The following is a 23,522-nucleotide window of genomic DNA, read 5'->3' as shown; positions in this document are numbered from 1 at the left end:
TTCAGAACAAGGATGTTCAAATGGCTACCCTTATCCTCCCGTCATCGATCGAACATAACGATGTAGACATTGCCGACATGCAACTTGTCGCCAATGAACGGCAACCTTCAACGATCGACTATGACGACAACTCCCAGCCGTCCTCTCCTGTGCTCAAAAATAAAAGAGCGCAGTTGAAAACCGTGGATCAAGTCTTCGGCCCACTCCAGATAGGCGGATATTCAATCACCCGCAGAGCGCTGGATGCATTGGGCGCTACCGTTGACGGGCTTCCGTTGAATGGCGATAACACGTTTTTCCGCACACCTGGAAAGCGCTTTATCAACGCCTTGCAGTTTGACCCGGCCGCCATTGAAGCGCGGATGAAAACAACATCAGGAGCCGACGATTACTTGCTGCCGGCCCTGCTCTTTGAACTGGCCAGCCGTCGTCCCCTGACAGCGCCCCCGCTGTTGAATGACTCACTCGATACTTTCACCGATCCAGCGGCTTATCAGGCCAAACTGAAAAAACTTCTGAACTCGGCGCAAAAACTCGACATCCGCCATGCCCATATCGAGGAGACACTCCCGAACTGGGTCAAACGCTCAACCAGCCGCACCATGGCCAGCACGGGTATCGGACTTCAGGCGTTCGGGATCTACAGTGGTCTGCGCGGTCTGCAAGATGCAATCAGAGACAAGGATTCGTATGGCATCGTGTTCAACAGTTCGGCGTTCACCGCTGACGTTGCTTCGATAGCGGTTGATCTGGCCGTCGCCCACAAAGCCACACAAATGCTCAAGGCCAGCGAGAGTGCCTTCAAGGGTTTTGCCAAAACCAGTTTCGCCCTCAAGCTGGGGCGCGGCGGTGGCTTGATTGGCGGCGCCCTGACGTTGCCCTTCGATATCATTTCTGCCGTCGATGGTTTCAAGGCGGCAGCCAGGACAACCGGCAAAGAAGCCATCAATCACTATGTAAATGCCGGGTTGAGTGTTACCAGCGCGACCATGACCGTGCTGCTCGGTGCCGCAGCCCTCGCCGGATTTTCCTCGGCGGGCCCGATCGGGCTGGTCGCAGGCTTGCTGCTGGTCGCGGGATCGCGAGTCTGGGCGGCGATCAATGTGGTCGATGACATTGACGATTACATCACGCTGACCACCGAAGAGCGTCTGCGTACAGGCTGGTTTGCGTTCTGGGGCATCAGCCCGGATGAAAGCATTGAGGATCGTCACCTCATTGCCAAATCAGCCGCCCAGCATTCAACACAACTGCAAAACACTGCCCGCAAGTTGCTGGACGAAACGCTGAAAGATCAGACCGAAGCCATCGTCAATGGCAGTTTCCAGGTGGATATCGAATCACTCCAGGTCGCGACTTATGAGTGGACCCGGGAGAATCCGAAGTACAAGACGATCAAGCGTCCACGAATCAGCGATACCAACGACAACATCGACGCGAGTGCAGGCGTCACCAACGACACACCCGGCGCAGTGCTTGGAACTTGCGCTGACGACAAGGACATTCTGTGGTTCATCGGTGGCGGTAACGACGCGATTGTGGGGGTGGAAAAGAAATCCAACAGGTTCTATTACGGCGCCGGCCACAAAAACCTGGTCGGAGGCGATAACGCCGATGAGTTCGTTTTCGAGGGCGCTGCCGATCTGCTGAAAACCGGCACTGACGAAACTCTGATTTGTGAACTGAAAGGTGGCGCGGGTAACGACACATTGAAACTGGCGGGAGACTTCCCCGAAACCAACGACGATCGCTACGGTTTCAGAGTCGATTTGCACAAGGGCGAAATGTCGTTGCTGGTCAAACCGCCAACGCGAAAAGAACGGGCCTACAAGCCGCACACAAATCTGCACGGTATCGAAAACGTCGAGACCCTGGCCGGCGCAACCAACGAAGTCGTCGGCAGCGATGGCCCGAACATTATCAAGTCCCGAGGCAGGGACGACATTGATGCCGGTGCGGGCGAAGATCAGATTTACTTACTCGACCGTTACGCATCGGCCAATGGCGGTGCGGGAAAGGATGCCTACGCGATCGCTCATGTTCCCGGCATCGTATCGATTATTGAAGACGGGACAGACCCGAGCATCATTGCACTGGACTGGCGATCCGACCTGATCGAAAGCTGGAAGATTGAAAACCGGGAACTGGTCATCACCTCGGGATTCGAATTCGACGATACCAGCAAGAAAGTTGTCATTATCAAGAATGTCTATCAGCAAACCGCCGACAAACGAACGTTACGCAATGGAAAGCTGACGTTCATCACCCAGGATGGATTTCACTTTTCGCCAGAACTTCCAGCCAGCATCGAAACAGCGCAACCGGTCGATGTGGAAGTGGTGATCCTGCGACAGGGAATCCGTCATCTGCCCGTTATAGTGTTTGATACCGAGTGCACTGTTCCTCATGACAAAAGCTCAAGCTACTGGGTGTCCCGCAACAAGACCAAGACTGTTTTCCGGTCAGGGCAACCCGGAAAAAAGATTGCCACCTCACTGCACGTCGACCATGCCAGTACCGAACTGACTTGCGTAGAAGCGCACTACAACGCCGACCTTACCTACGGAACTCACTTCAACTACATCATGTTCAAGGAATGCGGGATGACGCTGCATTTCGGCAGCAAACAGATATCGGTCAAAAATCTGGCCTCTTCGATCAGGGCGGGCCTGCGTAACCTCAAGCCCCGGTTAAAAGCACCTGAACTGGCCTTCAATCACTCGTTCATTCTGATCATGAACGACGGCGTGTCTTATCGGCTCGTCCTGCCTCCCGCAGCCGATAATCTCTTTTTGAGCGACACCTTTGAAATAAGCGGCCCGATGCAATGGAGCAGCACCGTACCGTTGCCGCTGTCGCCAAGGGAGGGCGCGCATCAATACCTGCAACCACTCGATAACGAAGCGCATACGCTGGGCAGCCGTGAGAAGTGCGTCAAGCTTAATGCGGCTGCGCAACAGACAGCCGTGGAAAACCTGACAGGTGAAGGTTCGAAGTACCTCGTCCACCTCAGCCCCGGCATGTCGTTGCGTATTTCTACGCCGGACGCACTGGCGACCGCGAGCCGGCAACTGGCATTTTCTTCCACATGGGAATTCGACGCCTCCGGCCTGGGCAGCATCGACATCAGGCTCGTCGACAACCAGTTACAAATCGGCCAGACGATCATTTACCTGCCGGAATACAAGAACGCCAACGACCTTATCGACCAGATTCGCGTGATTACCGCACAAGGCATTGTCTGGGCAGTGGACCTGATCTTCGAGGCGGTTTACATCGATGCGATAGATGCACGGTTCCTTGTACCGGCAACCGATGTATCAACACCATTACCCGCCGAACTGGAGCAATACACGGAGGACCACATATTGGTGCGCAACATTGCCATGAAAGATGGCAGCGTCGGTGCACTGCGGTTTCACTTGACGCAGCGCAAATGGATACTCGACACAGATAAGTCCCGTGACATTGATCGCAAAGACCTGCAGACGGGCAACCACTGTAACCACCAACTGAAGTTGTTCCAGGAAGTGGCACAGATCGCTCTTGCTTACTCGCCTCCCCTCGGCGAACAAGCCTTGAGAACCCTGCGTGATCAATGCGTCAGACTGCTGGGCGACCTCTCACTGGATTACCCCGCGAAACTGTCGAAGGCAAAACGACTTGCCTGGCTTTTATCCGGACAATCGCACTACAACTGATGCCCGGAAAAGTACGGGCTCAGCCGGAAACGCTTTGCATCAGTCACGTGTGCCAATTGATTTATATACCACATGCCGCAAGTCCGGTTTGACGATCATTCAGCCCCCTTTAGCCAGGCTGAATCAGTCGTTTACCGGAGCACTTCAAATGGCCAAGCCACCCAAGCCGATGACTCCAGCGAGTTCGTCGACTCAAAGAACGACAACAGACACGCCCCGTGTCAATGTCGATAACGTCGACAACGTTTCGAACATTCACCCCGGCCTGCATTTGCAGGCCAGGGTGCCAGATGCTTCCGGACCTTCGTCGCAGCGCACGGCGCAGCCTGATGGCTCGCCCCGACAACCCTCTGTCGAAGTCAGCGACATGCTGCCCCGTCAGCCACTACACGCGTCAGTCACTGAGCCGGAAACATCCGCAAGGCCCGCATCGCCGGTGTTCATTGCGGCGCATCTGGCGACCAGGCTGACCCCGGCAACGGACTCTGCGCAAGGCATCCGCCGTGACGGTCGCGAGCGAATCTACGTGGACATGCGTGAAGGCACGGCCATGGTCCATCAACACCCTGACGGGCGCTTTCAGTTGACCTCGGCCAGCGAACTGATTCCATCCGGCTTCCTGGTTGAGCGGATCCGGGATACGTATCTGTGGCAAAAACGACCAGCGATTGCGACACGTCGTCCACATGTCGACGAATCAGACGCCGAAGCCGGTTCAGGCAAACGTTCGCGCCTGGATAACGAGGACCATCCGGCGGATTCGAGCCCGACCACCGAACAGTCTTCACCCCTCCCCCATCAGCCGCTGAATCTGTCCCTTGACCTGTGGCGGAACTGGGGCGAACCGACAAAACCCGCCGGCGGACAATCGATAGAAATAGACGGGCTGCATTATCCGATCGTGTCGCAGATCGTCCGCTCCAATACGCCTGTTGTCTGCATCAAAAATCCGCGCTTCAGCCCGGAACGCTTTGAAGCATTCGAGCAGATGCTCAATGACGATCTTACGCTGCAGCCGCGCTGGGCAGCGCGAGGCCCGGACAACCACTGGACGGTTGTCGAACATCATCTGCCGTTCGAGAAACCGCTGACACAGTACGTCACCGACACTTTCGAGTGCCTGTCCGAGGCATCAGCCAGAGCAGTGGCAAAGACCATGTTCTTCCAGTCCCGTGGTGCGGAAGTGATCAACGGTGAAGGGCTGCAGGCACTGGGCCAGACATTGCGCCACTGGAGAGACAGGTCCATCCCGGCCCCCAGGCACCTCGCAGACCCGTTGCTGTTGTTGCCGGTACAGCCCGTCATCAGCGACGGGACTTTCGGCGGAAGAATCGTGCTGCCTGTAACGTCCGAGCCGCATCTGCAGCGACTGGACTTCGATCCGCAGAAAACCGGCCAGGCATGGCAGGACTATACGTCGGCACCAGGATCTGCGGGCTTGCAAAGACTTTTCCACAGCGTCCTGCTCAAGAGCGGCTATACGGTGAACCCGCCAGATCCCACGCTGCTGGAGAACGCGCTGGTGTTCAATCGGGAAGGGCACGACACACTTTTCATTCTGAAACTCCCTCCCCTGTCCTCGGGCTTTATCTCTCGCTACACCAAACCGGGCTCCGAGCTGATCAGTTCGGCCTCGCTGATGAAACTCGACGACGCCGGGAAACAACGGCTGAACACCATGCTGGCGCAGAACAAAATCAACTATCTGGTGGGCGGCATTCAACAACCGACTCCGGACCGCCCCACCCTATTTATTCTTCGAGAAGGCTGATCGTCAATGAGCCCCAAACGCCCCACCCGACCGAAAACAGATGCACCGGATACCACGCCTGTCGTCCGGAATACCACGCCGGACATTCCAGCCCCCCCGCGTCGGGTGCCTGACAGCCTGATCGATCCGACCCTGACCCACCCGGCCTGGCAATTGCCTGCGCCCCCCGTGCCCCGCCGGCAGATGATCGAAATCTACGAACTCCCCGCCGACACGCATGTTCGCGACAGCACTGCACAAAGGCCGATCGGCAGTTATTTTCTCGCACCCGGACTGGTCAGCAGACTGCCGCCTCCCGACGTGCAAAGCGGCATTCGATCCGCGGGACGCCATGCCTATGTCGATCTTGTCGAAGGCGGGACAGTGCTGACCGGTCCGGATGCACAGAGTGGAACAAGGGCCCGGTTATCGAACGAGCTTCTCGCGTCGGGTCCATTGCTGGAACGGGTTCAAGGTACGCTGATGTGGCGGCCGGTCCCGGCGCAGAACACACCGGATGCCGATACTTCGCGACTGATCATCACGCGCCACCCCTTGCCGGATGATGGACAGTCAGCCGTACCACCCAAACGTCGTCGCCCCGATGAGACGCCTGAACGGTGGAACAGCTGGGGCATCGACCCGCAACACGCCACCACGGGTGACATCCGGGTCGACGGGATTCAGTACAAAGTCATTCCGCGAGGCGATGCGAGCGATCCGATCGTCTACATCAAGAACCCGAATCACATGATTTACGACTTCGACCTGCTGAACCGCACGCTCGGATCGGACCTGCAGCAACAGCCGCGAGGCGCCATTCAGGTTCCACCCGCCCATCACTGGCAAATTGATCCGACGCTGCCGTTCGAACGCCCATTGACGGATTACGTCCGTCAGTACTTTCCGCAGTTATCGGCGACCTCACTGGAGAATGTCGCCTTCCATCAATTTGTAATGGCCAATGGCAGCCACACCGCCACCGGCTCGGGTTTGACCCTTCTGCGACAAACCTTCAATGACTGGAAGGCCGGCAATGTCTATCCGCGCCCGCAACTGGCAGATCCATTGCTGATGCTGCCGATTCTGCCGACGTCGGGCAGTGGGACGACCCGCCTCATCGAATTGCCGACGCCGTCACCGGGCGGTCCGTTGCAGCGACTGGATTTCGATCCAGTGCTTTTCCACCGGGAATGGGACTTTTACACCTCCACCCAATCGGGGGTGGAGATCAAACGATTCATGGCATCGTTGCTCACCCGAAACGGCTACAGCGTGTTCGACCCCAGTCCGTCCAATTCCTACCCGGCCCTGGTGTTCAAGCGCTCGGGACATGACTACGTATTTTTCATCAGTCTGCATCGCATCCGAGGACGAAACATCAAACAGGCGCTCACATCCGATCAGCACAGCGCCAGCCTGCGCCTGCACGTTCAGGTGGGCGCGCCTGCCGCGACGGCGGTCATTGCTGCGCATGCCGAGAACAAGGTCGTGTGGCTGCGGGGTGGCACGCAGATAAGGGCCGGTGCCGACGATACGGTGTTGATCGTGCGTGACGGACAGGCTCAGATCTGATCCTGACCACCCGATGACCGACAAAAAAAAGCCCGCAGTGTGAGCGGGCGAAAGACCAAAGAAGCTATATGCGCAGTCGCTTCCCGGTGGGGGCAGCTGCTTGGGGGTCAGCTGCCCCGATAGGTGGAATAGCTGTAAGGCGAGATCAGCAACGGTACGTGGTAGTGATCCTGTTCGGCAGAGATGCCGAACCGCAGCACGACCACGTCCAGGAATGCCGGCTCCGGCAACTGGACGCCACGGGCGCGGTAGTAATCGCCGGCGTGGAACTGAACCTGATAGACACCGGTACGGTAGTCATCGCCTTGCAGCAGCGGCGCATCGACCCGGCCATCGCTGTTGGTAAGCGCACTGGCGACCAATTCCAGGTGCGAACCTTCAACGCGGTACAGCTCGACCTTGATCGAGCTGCCCGGGCAACCGTGTGCAGCGTCCAAAACGTGTGTTGTCAAACGTCCCATTGATTCTGCGCGCCTGCCTGCGTGGAGCAGTCAGACTTCGCGCCTCCCGAAGTCAGTTGAAAAGGAGACCGCACCGTTTCGGAGCACGAAAAGCTGCGGCGAGCGATTGATTAAGACACTTTTCAAAAAAATTGTACACAATAAAAACGACATTTTTCCTCCTACCCCCGCCATCCTTCGATTTCCCGGTGATTTGCCCCGTCACCTCGCATTCATTGAACCCCCAATCCATTAGCTGACTGGTCAGGCAGGTTTCTTGCAGGTTCACGCCATTAACAGCAAAAGATGACAGCCGGTGAAAAATGCGAAAATTCAGGCTTACAAATTGAGAATAAAGTTGTATACAATCAGCCCATCGCTGTGACGCCAGCCTGCCATCCAAACTTCAGGGCGCCACACAATCTGTCAACGAATAAGAAGGAAGACTGCAGTGAGCGCTGACTACCCACGCGACCTGATCGGTTACGGCAGTAACCCTCCTCACCCACACTGGCCGGGCAATGCCCGGATCGCCCTGTCGTTCGTGCTCAATTACGAAGAAGGCGGCGAGCGCAACATTCTGCACGGCGACAAAGAATCGGAAGCCTTCCTCTCGGAAATGGTCGCGGCCCAGCCTCTGCAAGGCGCGCGCAACATGAGCATGGAATCGCTTTACGAGTATGGCAGCCGTGCTGGCGTCTGGCGGATCCTGAAACTGTTCAAGGAATTCGACATTCCGCTGACCATCTTCGCCGTGGCCATGGCCGCCCAGCGTCACCCGGACGTGATCCGCGCGATGGTCGAAGCCGGTCACGAGATCTGCAGCCACGGCTACCGCTGGATCGACTACCAGTACATGGACGAAGCGCAGGAACGCGAGCACATGCTCGAAGCGATCCGCATCCTCACCGAACTCACTGGCGAGCGCCCGCTGGGCTGGTACACCGGTCGCACCGGCCCGAACACCCGTCGCCTGGTGATGGAAGAAGGCGGTTTCCTCTACGACTGCGACACCTACGACGACGACCTGCCCTACTGGGAACCGAACAACCCGACCGGCAAGCCGCACCTGGTGATCCCGTACACCCTGGACACCAACGACATGCGCTTCACCCAGGTCCAGGGTTTCAACAAGGGCGACGATTTCTTCGAATACCTCAAAGATGCGTTCGACGTGCTTTACGCCGAAGGCGCCGAAGCGCCGAAGATGCTGTCGATCGGCCTGCACTGCCGTCTGGTGGGCCGTCCGGCGCGTCTGGCTTCGCTCAAGCGCTTTATCGAATACGCTAAAAGTCATGAACAGGTGTGGTTCAGCCGCCGCGTCGACATCGCGCGTCACTGGCACGAAACCCACCCGTACCAAGGGGCTGCCAAATGAGCACCTTTCAAACCCTGAAACCGTCGACCCTGAGCCGCGACGCCTTCGTCAAAGCCTTCGCCGACATCTACGAACATTCGCCATGGGTGGCCGAGAAGGCCTTCGACCTGGGCCAGGACGCGTCGATCGACCAGATCGAAACCCTGCACCAGCGCATGAGCGACATCCTGTTGAGCGCCGATCACGCCAGCCAGCTGGCACTGATCAACGCTCACCCGGACCTGGCCGGCAAAGCTGCCGTCCAGGGCGAGTTGACCGAAGCCAGCACCAATGAACAGGCTGGCGCCGGTATTCACCAATGCACGGCCGAAGAGTTCCAGCGCTTCACCGAGCTGAACGACGCCTACAAAGCCAAGTTCAAGTTTCCCTTCATCATGGCGGTAAAAGGCAGCAACCGGCATCAGATCCTCGCGGCGTTCGAAACGCGCATTCACAACCCGGTCGACACCGAGTTCAAATGTGCGCTGGCGGAGATCAACAAGATCGCCCTGTTCCGATTACTGACTCTCTAGCAAGCCTGGCCCGAGTGCATCAAACGCGGAGAGCACCCAGGGCCTCGCAAGCATCCCAAGCCACTTATTTAAAGGCAGACAAGAAGAATGAAAGCTTACGCCGTACCTTTCGAGAAGTTCGTCAACCTGGCCGATGCCCGTCTGGGCACCAAAATCATCTCGGTCACCGATGACTGGTTCGCAGACGCCAATCGTCTGTTTCAGCCGACCCCGGCCGTGTGGAAGGAGGGCGTGTTCGATGACAACGGCAAGTGGATGGACGGCTGGGAGTCCCGCCGCAAGCGCTTCGAAGGCTACGACAGCGCGGTGATCCGCCTGGGCGTACCGGGTTCGATCAAAGGCGTGGACATCGACACTTCATTCTTCACCGGCAACTTCCCGCCATCGGCCTCGCTGGAAGCCTGCTTCCTGGCGTCGGGCGAGCCGGACGAAAACACCCAGTGGACTGAAGTGCTGTCGGCCGTCGAGCTGCAGGGCAACAGCCACCACTACCACGAAATCAGCAACGACAAGGCGTTCAGCCACCTGCGCTTCAACATCTACCCGGATGGCGGCGTGGCTCGTCTGCGCGTGTATGGCATTCCGTTCCGCGACTGGTCGGCTGTTGGCGACAACGAGCAAGTCGACCTGGCCGCAGCCCTCAACGGTGGCCGCGCCCTCGCCTGCTCCGACGAACACTTCGGCCGCATGAGCAACATCCTCAACCCGGGCCGTGGCATCAACATGGGCGACGGCTGGGAAACCGCACGTCGTCGCACCCCGGGCAATGACTGGGTGATCGTCGCGCTGGGCCACCCGGGCGAGATCGAAAAAATCATCGTCGACACCCTGCACTTCAAGGGCAACTACCCGGACACCTGCTCGATCCAGGGCGCGTTCGTCAAGGGCGGCACCGACAGCCAGATCGAAACCCAGTCGCTGTTCTGGCGCGAACTGCTGCCAAGCCAGAAGCTGGAAATGCACGCCGAACACACCTTCGTCGAGCAGATCAAGGCGCTGGGCCCGATCACCCACATCCGTCTGAACGTGTTCCCGGACGGTGGTGTGAGCCGCCTGCGCGTACTGGGCAAGGTCGCTAAATAAGGTTGAACCCAATCGCTGGCAAGCCAGCTCCCACAGGTTTTGTGAACGCCACAGTCCACTGTGGGAGCGGGCTTGCCCGCGATGGCGATAGTTCTAACAACACAGAATTTTGGATAAGAAGAACAGCATGCGCACACTGACGATTGAACCGCTGACCAAAGAAGCCTTCGCCCCTTTCGGTGACGTGATCGAAACCGACGGCAGCGATCACTTCATGATCAACAACGGTTCGACCATGCGCTTCCACAAACTGGCGACGGTCGAAACCGCGACGCCTGAGGACAACGCGATCATCAGCATCTTCCGCGCCGACGCGCAGGACATGCCGCTGACCGTCAGCATGCTGGAACGCCATCCGCTGGGCAGCCAGGCTTTCATTCCGCTGCTCGGCAACCCCTTTCTGATCGTGGTCGCGCCACTTGGCGATGTACCTGTATCAGGCTTGGTCCGCGCCTTCGTCACCAACGGCAGGCAGGGCATCAATTACCATCGCGGCGTCTGGCACCACCCGGTGCTGACGATCGAAAAGCGGGATGACTTCCTGGTGGTTGATCGCAGTGGCACAGGCAATAACTGCGATGAGCATTTTTTCAAAGAGGATGAGCGTTTGATCCTCGCCCCCCACCAATAAGAGAAGGTCCGATCACTCGACAACAAGAGTGACGGGCGAGAGGTAAAGACTGTGGAAGCACATCTGTTGGAATGGCTGAACCTGAGCGTGCGCTGGGTTCACATGATCACTGGCGTGGCCTGGATCGGCGCGTCGTTCTACTTCGTCTGGCTGGAGAACAACCTCAACCGCGTCAACCCGAAAACCGGTCTTGCCGGTGATCTGTGGGCGATCCACGGCGGCGGTATCTATCACCTGGAAAAATACAAACTGGCCCCTCCGTCGATGCCGGAGAACCTGCACTGGTTCAAATGGGAAGCCTATTTCACCTGGATGTCGGGGATCGCGCTGCTGTGCGTGGTGTTCTACTCCAACCCCGTGCTCTACCTCGTGGCACCCGGCAGCGGCCTGACCGGCCCTGAAGGCGTGGCCATCGGCATCGGTTCGCTGATCGCCGGCTGGTTCATCTACGACTTCCTCTGCGATTCGCCTCTGGGCAAGAAACCGGCCCTGCTCGGCTTCATCCTGTTCGTGCTGATCATCGGCGCGGCGTATGGCTTCAGCAAGGTGTTCAGCGGTCGTGGTGCGTACCTGCACGTCGGCGCGATCATCGGCACCATCATGGTCGGCAACGTGTTCCGCATCATCATGCCGGCGCAGCGCGCACTGGTCGCCGCGATTGCCGAGAACCGCACGCCGGATCCGGCGCTGCCGGCCAAAGGCCTGCTGCGTTCGCGTCACAACAACTACTTCACCCTGCCGGTGCTGTTCATCATGATCAGCAACCACTTCCCGAGCACTTACGGCAGCCAGTACAACTGGCTGATCCTGGCCGGGATCGCAGTGTTGGCGGTGTTGGTGCGTCACTACTTCAACACCCGTCACGACAGCCACAAGTTTGCCTGGACCCTGCCGGTTGCAGCGGTAGGCATGATCAGTCTGGCGTACGTCACCGGCCCTGCGCCGATGTCGACCGCTCCGGACGTGGCCAAGGCGCCTGCGAAAATCGAGTACCAGCCGCTGCCGGAAACGGCTTTGGGTGGTGGCGCGAAACCGGCTGAAGCTGCACAACCGGCAGCTCCTGCTGCACCGGCCGCCGCTCCGGCTCAGGCGTCCAACGCCGGCCCTGCGTTCGACAAGGTGCACAACGTGATCCAGGAACGCTGCGCGGTCTGCCATTCGGCCAAACCGACCAGCCCGCTGTTCAGCGCTGCACCGGCCGGTGTGATGTTCGACACCCCCGAGCAGATCCGCCAGAACGCGGCGCGGATCCAGGCGCAAGCCATCACCACGCAGATCATGCCACTGGGCAACATCACACAGATGACCCAGCAGGAACGTGACCTGATTGGTGCATGGATCGCCCAGGGAGCCCAGACCAACTAAGCAGTAAAAGCATCGCTGGCAAGCCAGCTCCCACAGGGTTTTGCACTGCCTGTGTGGGAGCTGGCTTGCCAGCGATTAGCCGCAACGCGGTTTACCTGATGCAAAGAAACAGCTGTGAGCAACCCGGCAGCTGTTAATCACAAGAATAAAAAAGATCCGAGGTGTTGCATGTCCGAGCTGTCCAAAGCGCGCATCCCCGACGCACCCGCCATTCAGCGTTTGCCCCTTTTGCAACTGATCCTGGTCGGTTTGCAACATGTACTGCTGATGTACGGCGGCGCCATCGCGGTACCGCTGATCATTGGACAGGCCGCTGGCCTGAGTCGTGAAGAAATCGCCTTCCTGATCAACGCCGACCTGCTGGTCGCCGGCATCGCCACCATCGTGCAGTCCCTGGGGATCGGCCCGATGGGCATTCGCATGCCGGTGATGATGGGCGCCAGTTTCGCCGCCGTCGGCAGCATGGTCGCCATGGCCGGCATGCCCGGCATCGGTCTGCAGGGAATCTTCGGCGCCACCATCGCCGCCGGGTTCTTCGGCATGATCATCGCGCCGTTCATGTCCAAGGTCGTACGCTTCTTCCCGCCTCTGGTGACCGGCACGGTCATCACCTCGATCGGTTTGTCGCTGTTCCCCGTGGCCGTGAACTGGGCCGGTGGCGGCGCTGGCGCCGCTCAATTCGGTTCACCGATTTATCTGGCCATCGCCGCTTTGGTGCTGGCCACCATTCTGTTGATCCACCGCTTCATGCGCGGCTTCTGGGTCAACATTTCTGTGCTGATCGGCATGTGCCTGGGCTACGTGCTCTGTGGCGCCATCGGCATGGTCGACCTGAGCGGCATGGCCAACGCGCCATGGGTTCAGTTCGTCACCCCGCTGCATTTCGGCATGCCGAAGTTCGAACTGGCACCGATCCTGTCGATGTGTCTGGTGGTGGTGATCATCTTCGTCGAGTCCACCGGGATGTTTCTGGCGCTGGGCAAGATCACCGGCCAGGAAGTCTGCCCGCGCATGCTGCGTCGCGGCCTGCTGTGTGATGCCGGCGCGTCGTTCTTCGCCGGCTTCTTCAACACCTTCACCCACTCCTCCTTCGCGCAGAACATCGGCCTGGTGCAGATGACCGGCGTGCGTTGCCGTTCGGTGACCATCGTTGCCGGCGGCTTGCTGATCGTTCTGAGCCTGCTGCCGAAAGCCGCGTTCCTGGTGGCGTCGATTCCACCGGCGGTGCTCGGTGGCGCGGCGATTGCGATGTTCGGCATGGTGGCGGCGACCGGCATCAAGATCCTGCAGGAAGCCGACATCGGCGACCGTCGCAATCAATTGCTGGTAGCCGTGAGCATCGGCATGGGCCTGATCCCGGTGGTGCGCCCGGAATTCTTCGCCCACCTGCCGTTGTGGATGAGCCCGATCACCCACAGCGGGATCGCCATGGCCACCCTCAGCGCGCTGACGCTGAACCTGTTGTTCAACATTCTCGGTGGCGCCGAACGCGCCGCGATCAACGACTGCCACGCACACCCGCACTGATCCGAAGAGTAAAAAAGGGGGCTCGCCCAAGCCTGCCCCCTCGCGACAGCTTTGCCTCAAACAATAAAAACAAGAGGGAGCAACAGATGATCCGGACTCAAACCAACGTGTTGTTGAGCGGCGGCCTGCTGGCCGCATCGCAAGCCATGGCCGGCGATTTATTGCTGTGGCAGACCAACAGCCTGAGCTACCTGTACGGCAAGAACTTCGCGATCAACCCGTCGATCCAGCAGACGGTGACGTTCGAGCACGCCGACAAGTGGAAGTACGGCGACAACTTCCTGTTCGTCGACAAGATCTTCTACAACGGCCAGGAAGACCGCAACAAAGGGCCCCACGCCTTCTACGGCGAATTCAGCCCGCGCCTGTCGTTCGGCAAGATCTTCGACAAAAAGCTGGAGTTCGGCCCGATCAAGGACGTGCTGCTGGCCATGACCTACGAGTACGGCGAAGGCGACAGCGAGGCCTATCTGATCGGCCCCGGCTTCGACCTCAAGGTGCCGGGCTTCAACTATTTCACCCTGAATTTCTATCGCCGCCAGACCGAAGGCCCGCGCCCCGGCGACGGCGTCTGGCAGATCACCCCCGGTTGGTCCTACAGCATTCCCGTGGGCAATTCCGACCTGCTGATCGACGGCTATCTGGACTGGGTGGTCGACAACGATCAGAACTCGCGCGGCACCTATCACGCTAACCTGCACATCAACCCGCAGATCAAATACGACCTGGGCAAAGCCCTCGGCTGGGGTGAGAAGCAGGTGTACGTCGGCACCGAATACAGCTACTGGAAAAACAAATACGGGGTCGAAAGCACCCACAGTTTCGACACCAACCAGAACACCGCCAGCCTGCTGGTGAAGGTGCACTTCTAAGATGACCCGCAACCGTGCCCCCTACCTGTCGTCGGTGCTCTGTTGCGGGGCACTTGAGGCCTGGCCGTTGAGTCAGTATTCTCCGCGGCCTCCTGAATTCGGTCTAAAAAAAAGCCCGAATTTAATTCCTGACCGAAAAGCCAACTTATCCCGGCCGCGGTCAGTACCGAGGCATCCCGAAAACACGCTCAATCGACTGTTTTTCAGCAGCCGACGGGCGTTTTTTTGCTTTTCGAAAAGCCTTGGCTCAGCTCTTGCTAACAGCACTAAAGCTGACCGGATGGATGACTTTTGCAGCAACGAAAAAAGGCGCCACACCAGAGCGCCGACTCAAAAAAATAAACGTGGAACACCTACTTTGGGAGCAACCGAATGAAACGTATGTGCACCAGCCTGATGCTTGCGGGATCGCTGCTGGCAGGGGGTCAGGCCATGGCCGACGGCCTGCTGCAATGGCAGAACAACAGCCTGACCTACCTCTACGGCAAGGACTTCAAGGTCAACCCGGCCATCCAGCAGACCGTGACCTTCGAGCACGCCGATGCGTGGAAGTACGGGGACAACTTCTTCTTCCTCGACAAGATCTTCTACAACGGTGACAAGGACTTCAACAACGGTCCGAACACCTACTACGGCGAGTTCCAGCCACGCATCTCGCTGGGCAAGGTTCTCGACCAGAAGATCGAGTTCGGCCCGATCAAGGACGTCCTGCTGGCGATGACCTACGAGTTCGGCGAGGGTGACACCGAGTCCTACCTGATCGGCCCGGGCTTCGACCTGGCCATTCCGGGCTTCGACTACTTCCAGCTGAACTTCTACCAGCGTCACACCGAAGGCTCGCGTCCGGGTGACAACGTCTGGCAGATCACGCCGGTCTGGTCCTACACCATTCCGGTGGGCGACTCGAACATCCTGATCGACGGCTACATGGACTGGGTGGTCGACAACGACGTCAACAACAAAGGCGAATACCACGCCAACCTGCACTTCAACCCGCAGGTCAAATACGACCTGGGCAAGGCGCTGAATTTCGGCGAGAAGCAGTTGTACGTCGGTGTTGAATACGACTACTGGAAAGACAAGTACGGTATCGACGACACCAAGGCCTTCACCACCAATCAGAACGTGACCAGCTTCCTGGTGAAGTTCCACTTCTGATGAAGGTTCAGATGGCGCCCGCTCGGGCGCCATCGTTCTCAGGCCGGAACCAGCGCCTCGCCAATCCCGAGAAACCGGCACAGCTCATCGCGCTTGGCCAGTGCATCGCGCCGTCCAAGGTCGATCAATTCGCTGCAATACCCCGCCTCGAACAGCAAGTAACTCAACACCCCTGCCCCGCTCGTCTTGGTCGCTCCCGGCCCACGCAGAAACAACCGCAACGCCGCCGGCAGCTCCTGGCGATGCCGCGCCGCGATTTCATCGATCGGCTGACTCGGCGAAATCACCAGCACCTCCACCGGCGCCACCCCCAGCGCACGAGTCGGCGTGCCTTCGGGCATCAGATGACTGAACTGGTTGAGACGCTGAAGCAGCTCGATGTCGCTTTCCAGGCTATCAATGAACGTACTGTTGAGCATGTGCCCGCCGATCTGCGCCAGCGTCGGCTGCTGCCCGGTGTAGGTGCGCTCCAGCGGTTGCGCCGGATCAAAACCGCGCGGGTTGCCGCTGACGCCCACCACCAGCACCCGGCTCGCGCCCAGATGCAGCGCCGGGCTGATCGGCGCCGACTGTCGCACCGCGCCATCGCCGAAATATTCATCGCCGATCTTCACCGGCGCGAACAACAGCGGGATCGCCGAACTGGCCAGCAAGTGCTCCACCGACAACTGCGTCGGCACACCGATGCGCCGATGACGCAGCCAGGAATCGATGGTGCCGCCGCCCTGATAGAAGGTCACGGCTTGCCCCGACTCGTAACCGAACGCCGTCACCGCCACCGCGTGCAGTTGCTTGCGGGCGATGGACTCGGCGATGCCGGGCATGTGCAGTTTTTCGTTGAGAAGATGACGTAGCGGCGAGCTGTTGAGCAGCGCCACCGGCATTTGCCGGCCCATGCCCAACAGGCTGTGGCTGACGAAACGACTGGCCTGGCGGATCACTCCTGGCCAGTCGCTGCGCAACACGCGATGGCTGCGAAAGCCTTGCCAGAACAGCGTCAGGCGTTCGATGGCGGCGCGAAAATCCGTCGCACCGCTGGCCAGACTGACCGCGTTGATCGCCCCGGCCGAGGTGCCGACGATCACCGGAAACGGATTGTCCGCCCCCAGCGGCAGCAATTCGGCAATCGCCGCCAGCACCCCCACCTGATACGCCGCCCGAGCCCCGCCGCCGGAAAGAATCAAACCTGTGACCGGTTCAGCTGGGCTCATCGCAACGCTCCGTGGTGCTTATGGGGATGGGTCAATCAACCGCGTTTGGCGTACAGCTTCGGCTCGCCCGGTGGCCGGCTCTTGAAGCGTCGGTGTGCCCACAGGTATTGCTCGGGGCACTCACGCAACACGCCTTCGACCCACTGATTGATGCGGATGCAATCTTCTTCTTCGGTCTCGCCCGGAAAACCTTCCAGCGGCGGATGAATCACCAGACGATAACCGCTGCCGTCGGCCAGACGCTCCTGGGTGAACGGCACCACCAATGCCTTGCCCAATCGGGCGAACTTGCTGGTGGCGGTGACGGTCGCAGCCTGAATGCCGAACAGCGGCACGAAGATGCTCTGCTTGGCGCCGTAGTCCTGATCCGGCGCGTACCAGATCGCCCGGCCTGCGCGCAGCAATTTGAGCATGCCGCGCACGTCATCGCGTTCCACCGCCAGCGAATCGAGGTTGTGCCGCTCGCGGCCCTGACGCTGGACGAAGTCGAACAACGGGTTCTTGTGTTCGCGGTACATGCCGTCGATGGTGTGCTGCTGGCCGAGCAGCGCCGCGCCGATTTCCAGGGTGGTGAAATGCACCGCCATCAGAATCACGCCCTTGCCTTCGCGCTGGGCCTTTTGCAGGTGCTCCAGGCCTTCGACGTGAGCCAGTTTCGCCAGGCGCTGACGCGACCACCACCAGCTCATCGCCATTTCAAAGAAGGCGATACCGGTGGAGGCGAAGTTTTCCTTGAGCAGGCGCTTGCGTTCGGCGGCGGATTTTTCCGGGAAACACAGTTCCAGATTGCGCTTGGCGATGCGCCGCCGGTCGCCGGCGAAGCGATACATCAAGGCACCGAGAAAGCGACCGATGGCCAGCAACGCCGGATACGGCAGCTGCACGATCAGCCACAACAGCCCGAGGCCGCACCAGAGCGGCCAGAAGCGTGGGGCAAGAAATGCTTTTCGAAAACGCGGGCGATCCATTAAAGCTTCCGTAAATACAGTGGCCGCGCATTCTACATTGTTCGACCCGGCTTGCGGCCTGCGGGCGTTCTCGTTATAAGTCTCGGCACTTTTAGTGACAAGCCGTTGTATGCCGACATGAGCCAAACCGAACCGAAAGACCAAGATCCCGTGTTCCAGCTGAAGGGCAGCATGCTCGCCATTACAGTGCTGGAGCTGTCCCGCAACGACCTGGACAGCCTCGATCGGCAATTGGCCGCCAAAGTCGCCCAGGCACCGAATTTTTTCAGCAATGCGCCGCTGGTTCTGGCGCTGGACAAACTGCCGCCAAGCGAGGGCGCTGTCGACCTGCCGGGTCTGATGCGCGTGTGCCGCCAGCACGGCCTGCGCACCTTGGCGATCCGTGCCAGCCGCATCGAAGACATCGCCGCTGCCATCGCCATCGACATCCCGGTGCTGCCGCCGTCCGGCGCCCGCGAACGACCGCTGGAAGGCGCCGAACCCGTCGCCCCGAAGAAGCCGGAAAAACCGCCGGAGCCGGCCGTCAAACCGACCCGCGTCATCACCACGCCAGTACGTGGTGGCCAACAGATATATGCGCAAGGTGGCGATCTGGTGGTGGTTTCCTCGGTCAGTCCGGGGGCGGAACTTCTCGCCGATGGCAACATCCATGTATACGGCCCGATGCGCGGTCGTGCGCTGGCCGGGGTCAAGGGCGACACCAAGGCGCGGATTTTCTGTCAGCAATTGAGCGCTGAACTGATCTCCATCGCAGGCCATTACAAGGTTTCCGAGGACCTGCGTCGCGATCCGATGTGGGGTTCGGGCGTACAGGTCAGCCTGTCGGGCGACGTGTTGAACATCATTCGGCTTTAACGGATACTGCCGCATTTTCCAAGCATCTCTAAAACGTAGCGAAAACGGCTCAAACGAAGTAGGAAAAAGGCCAAAAGCCGAATTCCAGCCAAGGCTGTCCGACTGCAGTAGTTTTCTAGAGATGTTTTTCAGGGGCTGAACAGTCCTTCTTCCTTAGGGGTGAAACACCTTGGCCAAGATTCTCGTGGTTACATCCGGCAAGGGTGGTGTGGGTAAGACCACCACCAGCGCCGCTATCGGTACCGGCCTCGCTCTGCGCGGCCACAAAACAGTGATCGTCGACTTCGACGTGGGCTTGCGTAACCTTGACCTGATCATGGGTTGCGAGCGCCGCGTGGTGTATGACTTCGTCAACGTCGTGAACGGCGAAGCCAACCTGCAACAGGCCCTGATCAAAGACAAACGCCTGGAAAACCTCTATGTGCTGGCCGCCAGCCAGACCCGCGACAAAGACGCGCTGACCCAGGAAGGCGTGGAAAAAGTCCTGATGGAGCTCAAGGAACAATTCGAGTTCGTCGTCTGCGACTCCCCGGCGGGTATCGAAAAAGGCGCCCACCTGGCCATGTACTTCGCTGATGAAGCGATCGTCGTGACCAACCCTGAAGTGTCCTCGGTACGTGACTCCGACCGCATGCTCGGCCTGCTGGCCAGCAAGTCCCGTCGCGCCGAACGCGGCGAAGAGCCGATCCAGGAACACCTGCTGATCACCCGCTACCACCCGGAGCGTGTAGAGAAAGGCGAAATGCTGGGCGTCGAAGACGTCAAGGAAATCCTCGCCGTGCGCCTGCTGGGCGTCATTCCGGAATCCCAGGCCGTACTCAAGGCCTCCAACCAGGGCGTGCCTGTGATCCTCGATGATCAGAGCGACGCCGGCCAGGCCTACAGCGATACCGTTGATCGCCTGCTGGGCAAGGAAAAAGAACACCGGTTCCTGAATGTCGAGAAGAAGGGATTCTTCGAGCGTCTGTTTGGAGGTAGGTAATGAACCTTTTTGACTTCTTTCGTGCCAACAAAAAGCCAAGTACCGCCTCGGTCGCGAAAGAGCGTCTACAGATCATCGTGGCGCATGAACGCGGCCAGCGCAGCACCCCTGACTACCTGCCATCCTTGCAGAAGGAACTGGTGGAAGTGATCCGCAAATACGTCAACATCGGCAACGACGACGTACACGTGGCACTGGAGAGCCAGGGCAGCTGCTCGATTCTGGAACTCAACATCACCCTGCCAGACCGCTGAGTCGATCCGGCAGGAACGACGGCGGCTCAGGGCCCTTCCGACACCGGAGGGGCCCTGAGCCGCCGTTGGCATTTGTTACGAGGCTGTTTTAATGCCGCTGTCCAACGTCCAAATCATTCATCAGGACGCCGCCGTTCTGGTGGTGAACAAACCGACCCTGTTGCTCTCCGTGCCCGGCCGGGCCGACGACAACAAGGACTGCCTGATCACCCGCCTGCAGGAAAACGGCTACCCGGAAGCGCGTATCGTCCATCGTCTGGACTGGGAAACTTCAGGGATCATTCTGCTGGCCCGCGACGCCGACACCCACCGCGAACTGTCACGGCAGTTTCACGACCGTGAAACAGAGAAAGCCTACACTGCGCTCTGCTGGGGTCAGCCGGAACTGGACAGCGGCAGCATCGACCTGCCCTTGCGCTACGACCCGCCGACCAAACCGCGCCACGTGGTCGATCACGAACTCGGCAAGCACGCGCTGACCTTCTGGCGCGTGCTGGAGCGTTGCGGCGACTGGTGTCGCGTGGAGCTCACGCCGATCACCGGGCGTTCGCACCAGTTGCGCGTGCACATGCTGTCGATCGGTCACCCGTTGCTCGGTGACGGCCTCTACGCCCACGAGCAAGCCCTGGCGGCCTGGCCACGACTGTGCCTGCATGCGAGCATGCTCAGTTTCACCCATCCACAGTCCGGCGAGCGTTTGCGCTTCGAATGCCCGGCACCGTTTTAAAGGATTCTGTTCAGGATGAGTTGTATCGATACTCTGGTAACACCGGTCAAGAAAGCCCGACATCAGCTGCTTTACCTGATTTATGGCAATCAGGATGTCTACCGGCGCGAAGCCAAGTTCAGCATCCTGACCGTCCTGTCCCAGGCTAAAAACGGCAAACGTCCGGCAATCAGGATCCTCACTGACCGGCCGCAAGACTACGAGGGCTGGCCGGTCGACACCGTGCTGCTCGACGAAGCGACCCTGACCCGCTGGCAAGGACAGAACGGCTATCACCACCGGCGCAAGGCCTGCGCGATTGCCGCCGGCATGCAACTGGCCGAGAAAACCCTGTTCGTCGACACGGATACGCTGTTCACCAGTGACCCGAACAGCCTGTTCAAACACATCGATGTGAATCAGTCGGTGATGGACCGCTTCGAATACGACTGGAAAGACGTTTTCGAACGGCCTGACTACCTGAAGCTCGCCCGTGACCTCAGCGTCCACGGTGTTTCCCCGCAGAACGGTTTCAAGCTCTACAACAGCGGCCTGTGTGGCATCACCGACCGCGACTCGGCATTGTTCGAAGAGTCGATCCGGCTGATCGATGAGTGGACGGCCGACGGGTTCGAGATCCACACCATCGAGCAGATCGCCCTGTCCTACGCGATGCGCGAACGGCCAGTGGTGGAGGCGCGCAAACACGTCTACCACTACTTCGCGGAAAAACGCTTCTTCCACGCGATGCAGGCGTTCTTCTTCTCCCAGCACGGCGAGAAATTCAGCCAGCGACTGGTGGAGCTGTGCACTGACGTGCCTCGGGTCAAACCCTTTCCGTCCGCCTGGCAACGCCTGAAGATCAAGTGGAAACTGCGCAACCAGAGCGGCGCCATGCGCAAGGTCGGCCGGGATCTGTTGTACGGCAGCGCCGCGCCGGATCATCCTTACTACAGCGTCTGTCGTCATGAATGGTGGGAATGCGCCTCGCGGGAAATCCTGCGCTGGGACGAAAGCCGTCAGAAGAAGCTTCTGGAACAGAGCCGCTGGCCAAAGCAACTGCCTCGCCCGGACAAGCCTGAAGACGAAAAAGTGATCATGAACTACCTGAAAAAACGCGTGGAAGCCGCTCGCTGACCCGAGCGCAACATGTCATGTCCCAAGCATCAGGCCGATGCGTTAAACTCCCGCCCATTGCTGTCTGGAGCTTCTTATGCGCGAAGAGTTGAACCAAGGCCTGATCGACTTCCTCAAGGCCTCCCCTACCCCGTTCCACGCCACCGCCAGCCTTGTTCAACGCCTGGAGGCCGCCGGTTATGTGCGCCTCGACGAGCGCGAAACCTGGCACACCGAAGCCAATGGTCGTTACTACGTCACCCGTAACGATTCCTCGATCGTCGCGATCAAGATGGGCCGCAACTCGCCGCTGCACGACGGCATCCGTCTGGTCGGCGCCCACACCGACAGCCCGTGCCTGCGGGTCAAGCCGCAGCCTGAATTGCAGCGCCAGGGCTTCTGGCAACTGGGTGTCGAAGTCTACGGCGGCGCACTGCTGGCGCCATGGTTCGACCGCGACCTGTCGCTGGCTGGCCGCGTCACCTTCCGCCGCGACGGCAAGGTCGAAAGCCAACTGATCGACTTCAATGCCCCGATCGCGATCATTCCCAACCTGGCGATTCACCTCAATCGTGAAGCCAACCAGGGCTGGGCCATCAACGCCCAGACCGAACTGCCGCCGATTCTCGCGCAGTTCGCCGGTGACGAGCGCGTTGACTTCCGCGCGGTGCTCACCGATCAACTGGCTCGCGAACACGGCCTCAACGCCGACGTGGTGCTCGATTACGAGCTGAGTTTCTACGACACCCAGAGCGCTGCCGTCATCGGCCTGCATGGCGACTTCATCGCCGGCGCGCGCCTCGACAACCTGCTGTCGTGCTATGCCGGCCTGCAAGCCCTGCTTACCGCCGACACCGAAGAAACATGCGTGCTGGTGTGCAACGACCACGAAGAAGTCGGCTCCTGCTCGGCGTGCGGCGCCGACGGCCCGATGCTCGAGCAGACCCTGCGCCGTCTGCTCCCGGAAGGTGACGAATTCGTACGCACCATCCAGAAATCCCTGCTGGTCTCGGCCGACAACGCCCACGGCGTGCATCCGAACTACGCCGACAAGCACGACGCCAATCACGGCCCGAAACTCAACGCCGGACCGGTGATCAAGGTCAACAGCAACCAGCGCTACGCCACCAACAGCGAAACCGCCGGTTTCTTCCGTCATCTGTGCATGGCCGAAGAAGTGCCGGTGCAAAGCTTCGTGGTGCGCAGCGACATGGGCTGCGGCTCGACCATCGGCCCGATCACCGCCAGCCACCTGGGCGTGCGCACGGTCGACATCGGCCTGCCAACGTTCGCCATGCACTCGATCCGCGAACTGTGCGGCAGCCATGACCTGGCCCACCTGGTCAAAGTGCTGAGCGCGTTCTACGCCAGTCGCGAATTGCCGTAGGAAACAGCCGGGATCGCAGCGTGGAGCTGCGATCCTCCGGCCTGTAGAACC

The 23,522-nt window shown here is 59.6% G+C and carries 20 protein-coding genes; 17 read left to right on the top strand and 3 right to left on the bottom strand.

Annotated elements, in window-relative coordinates; all coding sequences use genetic code 11:
* Nucleotides 1–20 precede the first annotated feature (20 nt).
* The 3 genes from M5G18_RS26455 to M5G18_RS26445 all read left to right on the top strand — a co-directional run bounded on the left by M5G18_RS26455 (nt 21) and on the right by M5G18_RS26445 (nt 7,026).
* Nucleotides 21–3,701: a calcium-binding protein gene (locus tag M5G18_RS26455; RefSeq protein ID WP_273900168.1), complete on the top strand. Its 3,681-nt coding sequence runs from the start codon at nt 21–23 to the stop codon at nt 3,699–3,701.
* Nucleotides 3,702–3,849: 148 nt separating this feature from the next.
* Nucleotides 3,850–5,472 (top strand): hypothetical protein, encoded by a 1,623-nt coding sequence (locus M5G18_RS26450; RefSeq protein ID WP_273900169.1) that lies wholly within the window; start codon nt 3,850–3,852, stop codon nt 5,470–5,472.
* 6 nt (nt 5,473–5,478) lie between these two features.
* Nucleotides 5,479–7,026, top strand: coding sequence for a hypothetical protein (locus tag M5G18_RS26445; RefSeq protein WP_273900170.1), 1,548 nt, complete (start codon nt 5,479–5,481; stop codon nt 7,024–7,026).
* Nucleotides 7,027–7,133: 107 nt separating this feature from the next.
* Here M5G18_RS26445 and uraH read toward each other — a convergent pair whose 3' ends face one another.
* Entirely contained in the window at nt 7,134–7,487 is a 354-nt protein-coding gene (gene uraH, locus M5G18_RS26440; RefSeq protein WP_011333195.1) for a hydroxyisourate hydrolase, read from the bottom strand.
* A 430-nt stretch (nt 7,488–7,917) separates the two neighbouring features.
* On the opposite strand from uraH, the gene puuE reads away from it, so the two are divergent.
* The 8 genes from puuE to M5G18_RS26400 all read left to right on the top strand — a co-directional run bounded on the left by puuE (nt 7,918) and on the right by M5G18_RS26400 (nt 15,992).
* Complete coding sequence (gene puuE / locus M5G18_RS26435) at nt 7,918–8,844, top strand: allantoinase PuuE (RefSeq protein ID WP_007960032.1); 927 nt, start codon at nt 7,918–7,920, stop codon at nt 8,842–8,844.
* Nucleotides 8,841–9,356, top strand: coding sequence for a 2-oxo-4-hydroxy-4-carboxy-5-ureidoimidazoline decarboxylase (gene uraD / locus M5G18_RS26430; protein ID WP_007960034.1), 516 nt, complete (start codon nt 8,841–8,843; stop codon nt 9,354–9,356). The genes puuE and uraD overlap by 4 nt, the downstream gene beginning before the upstream one ends.
* 87 nt (nt 9,357–9,443) lie before the next feature.
* On the top strand, nt 9,444–10,439 hold the full coding sequence (gene alc, locus M5G18_RS26425) for an allantoicase (RefSeq protein WP_007960036.1): 996 nt from the start codon (nt 9,444–9,446) through the stop codon (nt 10,437–10,439).
* A gap of 127 nt (nt 10,440–10,566) precedes the next feature.
* On the top strand, nt 10,567–11,070 hold the full coding sequence (locus M5G18_RS26420; protein WP_027613342.1) for an ureidoglycolate lyase: 504 nt from the start codon (nt 10,567–10,569) through the stop codon (nt 11,068–11,070).
* Between the two features lie 51 nt (nt 11,071–11,121).
* A complete protein-coding gene (locus tag M5G18_RS26415) occupies nt 11,122–12,435 on the top strand; it encodes a urate hydroxylase PuuD (protein ID WP_064378710.1) in 1,314 nt (437 codons plus the stop codon).
* A 168-nt stretch (nt 12,436–12,603) separates the two neighbouring features.
* A complete protein-coding gene (locus M5G18_RS26410; protein WP_011333188.1) occupies nt 12,604–13,962 on the top strand; it encodes a nucleobase:cation symporter-2 family protein in 1,359 nt (452 codons plus the stop codon).
* An 86-nt stretch (nt 13,963–14,048) separates the two neighbouring features.
* Nucleotides 14,049–14,834, top strand: a complete 786-nt coding sequence (locus M5G18_RS26405; protein ID WP_007960055.1) for an outer membrane protein OmpK — start codon at nt 14,049–14,051, stop codon at nt 14,832–14,834.
* A 372-nt stretch (nt 14,835–15,206) separates the two neighbouring features.
* Nucleotides 15,207–15,992: an outer membrane protein OmpK gene (locus M5G18_RS26400; protein WP_102718282.1), complete on the top strand. Its 786-nt coding sequence runs from the start codon at nt 15,207–15,209 to the stop codon at nt 15,990–15,992.
* 38 nt (nt 15,993–16,030) lie between these two features.
* Here M5G18_RS26400 and M5G18_RS26395 read toward each other — a convergent pair whose 3' ends face one another.
* Complete coding sequence (locus tag M5G18_RS26395) at nt 16,031–17,203, bottom strand: patatin-like phospholipase family protein (RefSeq protein WP_007960059.1); 1,173 nt, start codon at nt 17,201–17,203, stop codon at nt 16,031–16,033.
* A 35-nt stretch (nt 17,204–17,238) separates the two neighbouring features.
* The gene (locus M5G18_RS26390) at nt 17,239–18,171 is read right to left on the bottom strand and encodes a lipid A biosynthesis lauroyl acyltransferase (RefSeq protein WP_007960061.1); all 933 of its coding nucleotides are present in this window, start codon (nt 18,169–18,171) and stop codon (nt 17,239–17,241) included.
* A 117-nt stretch (nt 18,172–18,288) separates the two neighbouring features.
* Here M5G18_RS26390 and minC point away from each other — a divergent pair, with 117 nt between their 5' ends.
* The 6 genes from minC (at nt 18,289) to M5G18_RS26360 (ending at nt 23,471) form a co-directional block, all read left to right on the top strand.
* On the top strand, nt 18,289–19,026 hold the full coding sequence (minC, locus tag M5G18_RS26385; RefSeq protein WP_273900171.1) for a septum site-determining protein MinC: 738 nt from the start codon (nt 18,289–18,291) through the stop codon (nt 19,024–19,026).
* 169 nt (nt 19,027–19,195) lie between these two features.
* On the top strand, nt 19,196–20,008 hold the full coding sequence (gene minD / locus M5G18_RS26380; RefSeq protein WP_064378705.1) for a septum site-determining protein MinD: 813 nt from the start codon (nt 19,196–19,198) through the stop codon (nt 20,006–20,008).
* Entirely contained in the window at nt 20,008–20,262 is a 255-nt protein-coding gene (gene minE / locus M5G18_RS26375; protein ID WP_007960071.1) for a cell division topological specificity factor MinE, read from the top strand. Before minD ends, minE begins: the two co-directional genes overlap by 1 nt.
* Before the next feature lie 91 nt (nt 20,263–20,353).
* Nucleotides 20,354–20,989, top strand: coding sequence for an RluA family pseudouridine synthase (locus M5G18_RS26370; RefSeq protein WP_007960072.1), 636 nt, complete (start codon nt 20,354–20,356; stop codon nt 20,987–20,989).
* A 15-nt stretch (nt 20,990–21,004) separates the two neighbouring features.
* The gene (locus M5G18_RS26365; protein ID WP_273900172.1) at nt 21,005–22,105 is read left to right on the top strand and encodes a hypothetical protein; all 1,101 of its coding nucleotides are present in this window, start codon (nt 21,005–21,007) and stop codon (nt 22,103–22,105) included.
* A gap of 76 nt (nt 22,106–22,181) precedes the next feature.
* Nucleotides 22,182–23,471: a M18 family aminopeptidase gene (locus M5G18_RS26360; protein ID WP_273900173.1), complete on the top strand. Its 1,290-nt coding sequence runs from the start codon at nt 22,182–22,184 to the stop codon at nt 23,469–23,471.
* Nucleotides 23,472–23,522 lie beyond the last annotated feature (51 nt).

This window comes from Pseudomonas aphyarum, from assembly GCF_028657055.1.
In the GTDB taxonomy this organism is placed as follows: domain Bacteria; phylum Pseudomonadota; class Gammaproteobacteria; order Pseudomonadales; family Pseudomonadaceae; genus Aquipseudomonas; species Aquipseudomonas aphyarum.
The sequence above is the reverse complement of the archived record's forward strand: the minus strand, read 5'-3'. Positions and strand labels throughout refer to the sequence as shown.

Excerpts from the sequence above, each read along its gene's own strand:
- M5G18_RS26455 (WP_273900168.1), top strand. The coding sequence starts at position 21 with ATGGCTACCCTTATCCTCCCGTCATCGATCGAACATAACGATGTAGAC.
- M5G18_RS26450 (WP_273900169.1), top strand. The coding sequence starts at position 3,850 with ATGGCCAAGCCACCCAAGCCGATGACTCCAGCGAGTTCGTCGACTCAA.
- M5G18_RS26445 (WP_273900170.1), top strand. The coding sequence starts at position 5,479 with ATGAGCCCCAAACGCCCCACCCGACCGAAAACAGATGCACCGGATACC.
- uraH (WP_011333195.1), bottom strand. The coding sequence starts at position 7,487 with ATGGGACGTTTGACAACACACGTTTTGGACGCTGCACACGGTTGCCCG.
- uraD (WP_007960034.1), top strand. The coding sequence starts at position 8,841 with ATGAGCACCTTTCAAACCCTGAAACCGTCGACCCTGAGCCGCGACGCC.
- alc (WP_007960036.1), top strand. The coding sequence starts at position 9,444 with ATGAAAGCTTACGCCGTACCTTTCGAGAAGTTCGTCAACCTGGCCGAT.
- M5G18_RS26420 (WP_027613342.1), top strand. The coding sequence starts at position 10,567 with ATGCGCACACTGACGATTGAACCGCTGACCAAAGAAGCCTTCGCCCCT.
- M5G18_RS26410 (WP_011333188.1), top strand. The coding sequence starts at position 12,604 with ATGTCCGAGCTGTCCAAAGCGCGCATCCCCGACGCACCCGCCATTCAG.
- M5G18_RS26405 (WP_007960055.1), top strand. The coding sequence starts at position 14,049 with ATGATCCGGACTCAAACCAACGTGTTGTTGAGCGGCGGCCTGCTGGCC.
- M5G18_RS26400 (WP_102718282.1), top strand. The coding sequence starts at position 15,207 with ATGAAACGTATGTGCACCAGCCTGATGCTTGCGGGATCGCTGCTGGCA.
- M5G18_RS26395 (WP_007960059.1), bottom strand. The coding sequence starts at position 17,203 with ATGAGCCCAGCTGAACCGGTCACAGGTTTGATTCTTTCCGGCGGCGGG.
- M5G18_RS26390 (WP_007960061.1), bottom strand. The coding sequence starts at position 18,171 with ATGGATCGCCCGCGTTTTCGAAAAGCATTTCTTGCCCCACGCTTCTGG.
- minC (WP_273900171.1), top strand. The coding sequence starts at position 18,289 with ATGAGCCAAACCGAACCGAAAGACCAAGATCCCGTGTTCCAGCTGAAG.
- minE (WP_007960071.1), top strand. The coding sequence starts at position 20,008 with ATGAACCTTTTTGACTTCTTTCGTGCCAACAAAAAGCCAAGTACCGCC.
- M5G18_RS26370 (WP_007960072.1), top strand. The coding sequence starts at position 20,354 with ATGCCGCTGTCCAACGTCCAAATCATTCATCAGGACGCCGCCGTTCTG.
- M5G18_RS26365 (WP_273900172.1), top strand. The coding sequence starts at position 21,005 with ATGAGTTGTATCGATACTCTGGTAACACCGGTCAAGAAAGCCCGACAT.
- M5G18_RS26360 (WP_273900173.1), top strand. The coding sequence starts at position 22,182 with ATGCGCGAAGAGTTGAACCAAGGCCTGATCGACTTCCTCAAGGCCTCC.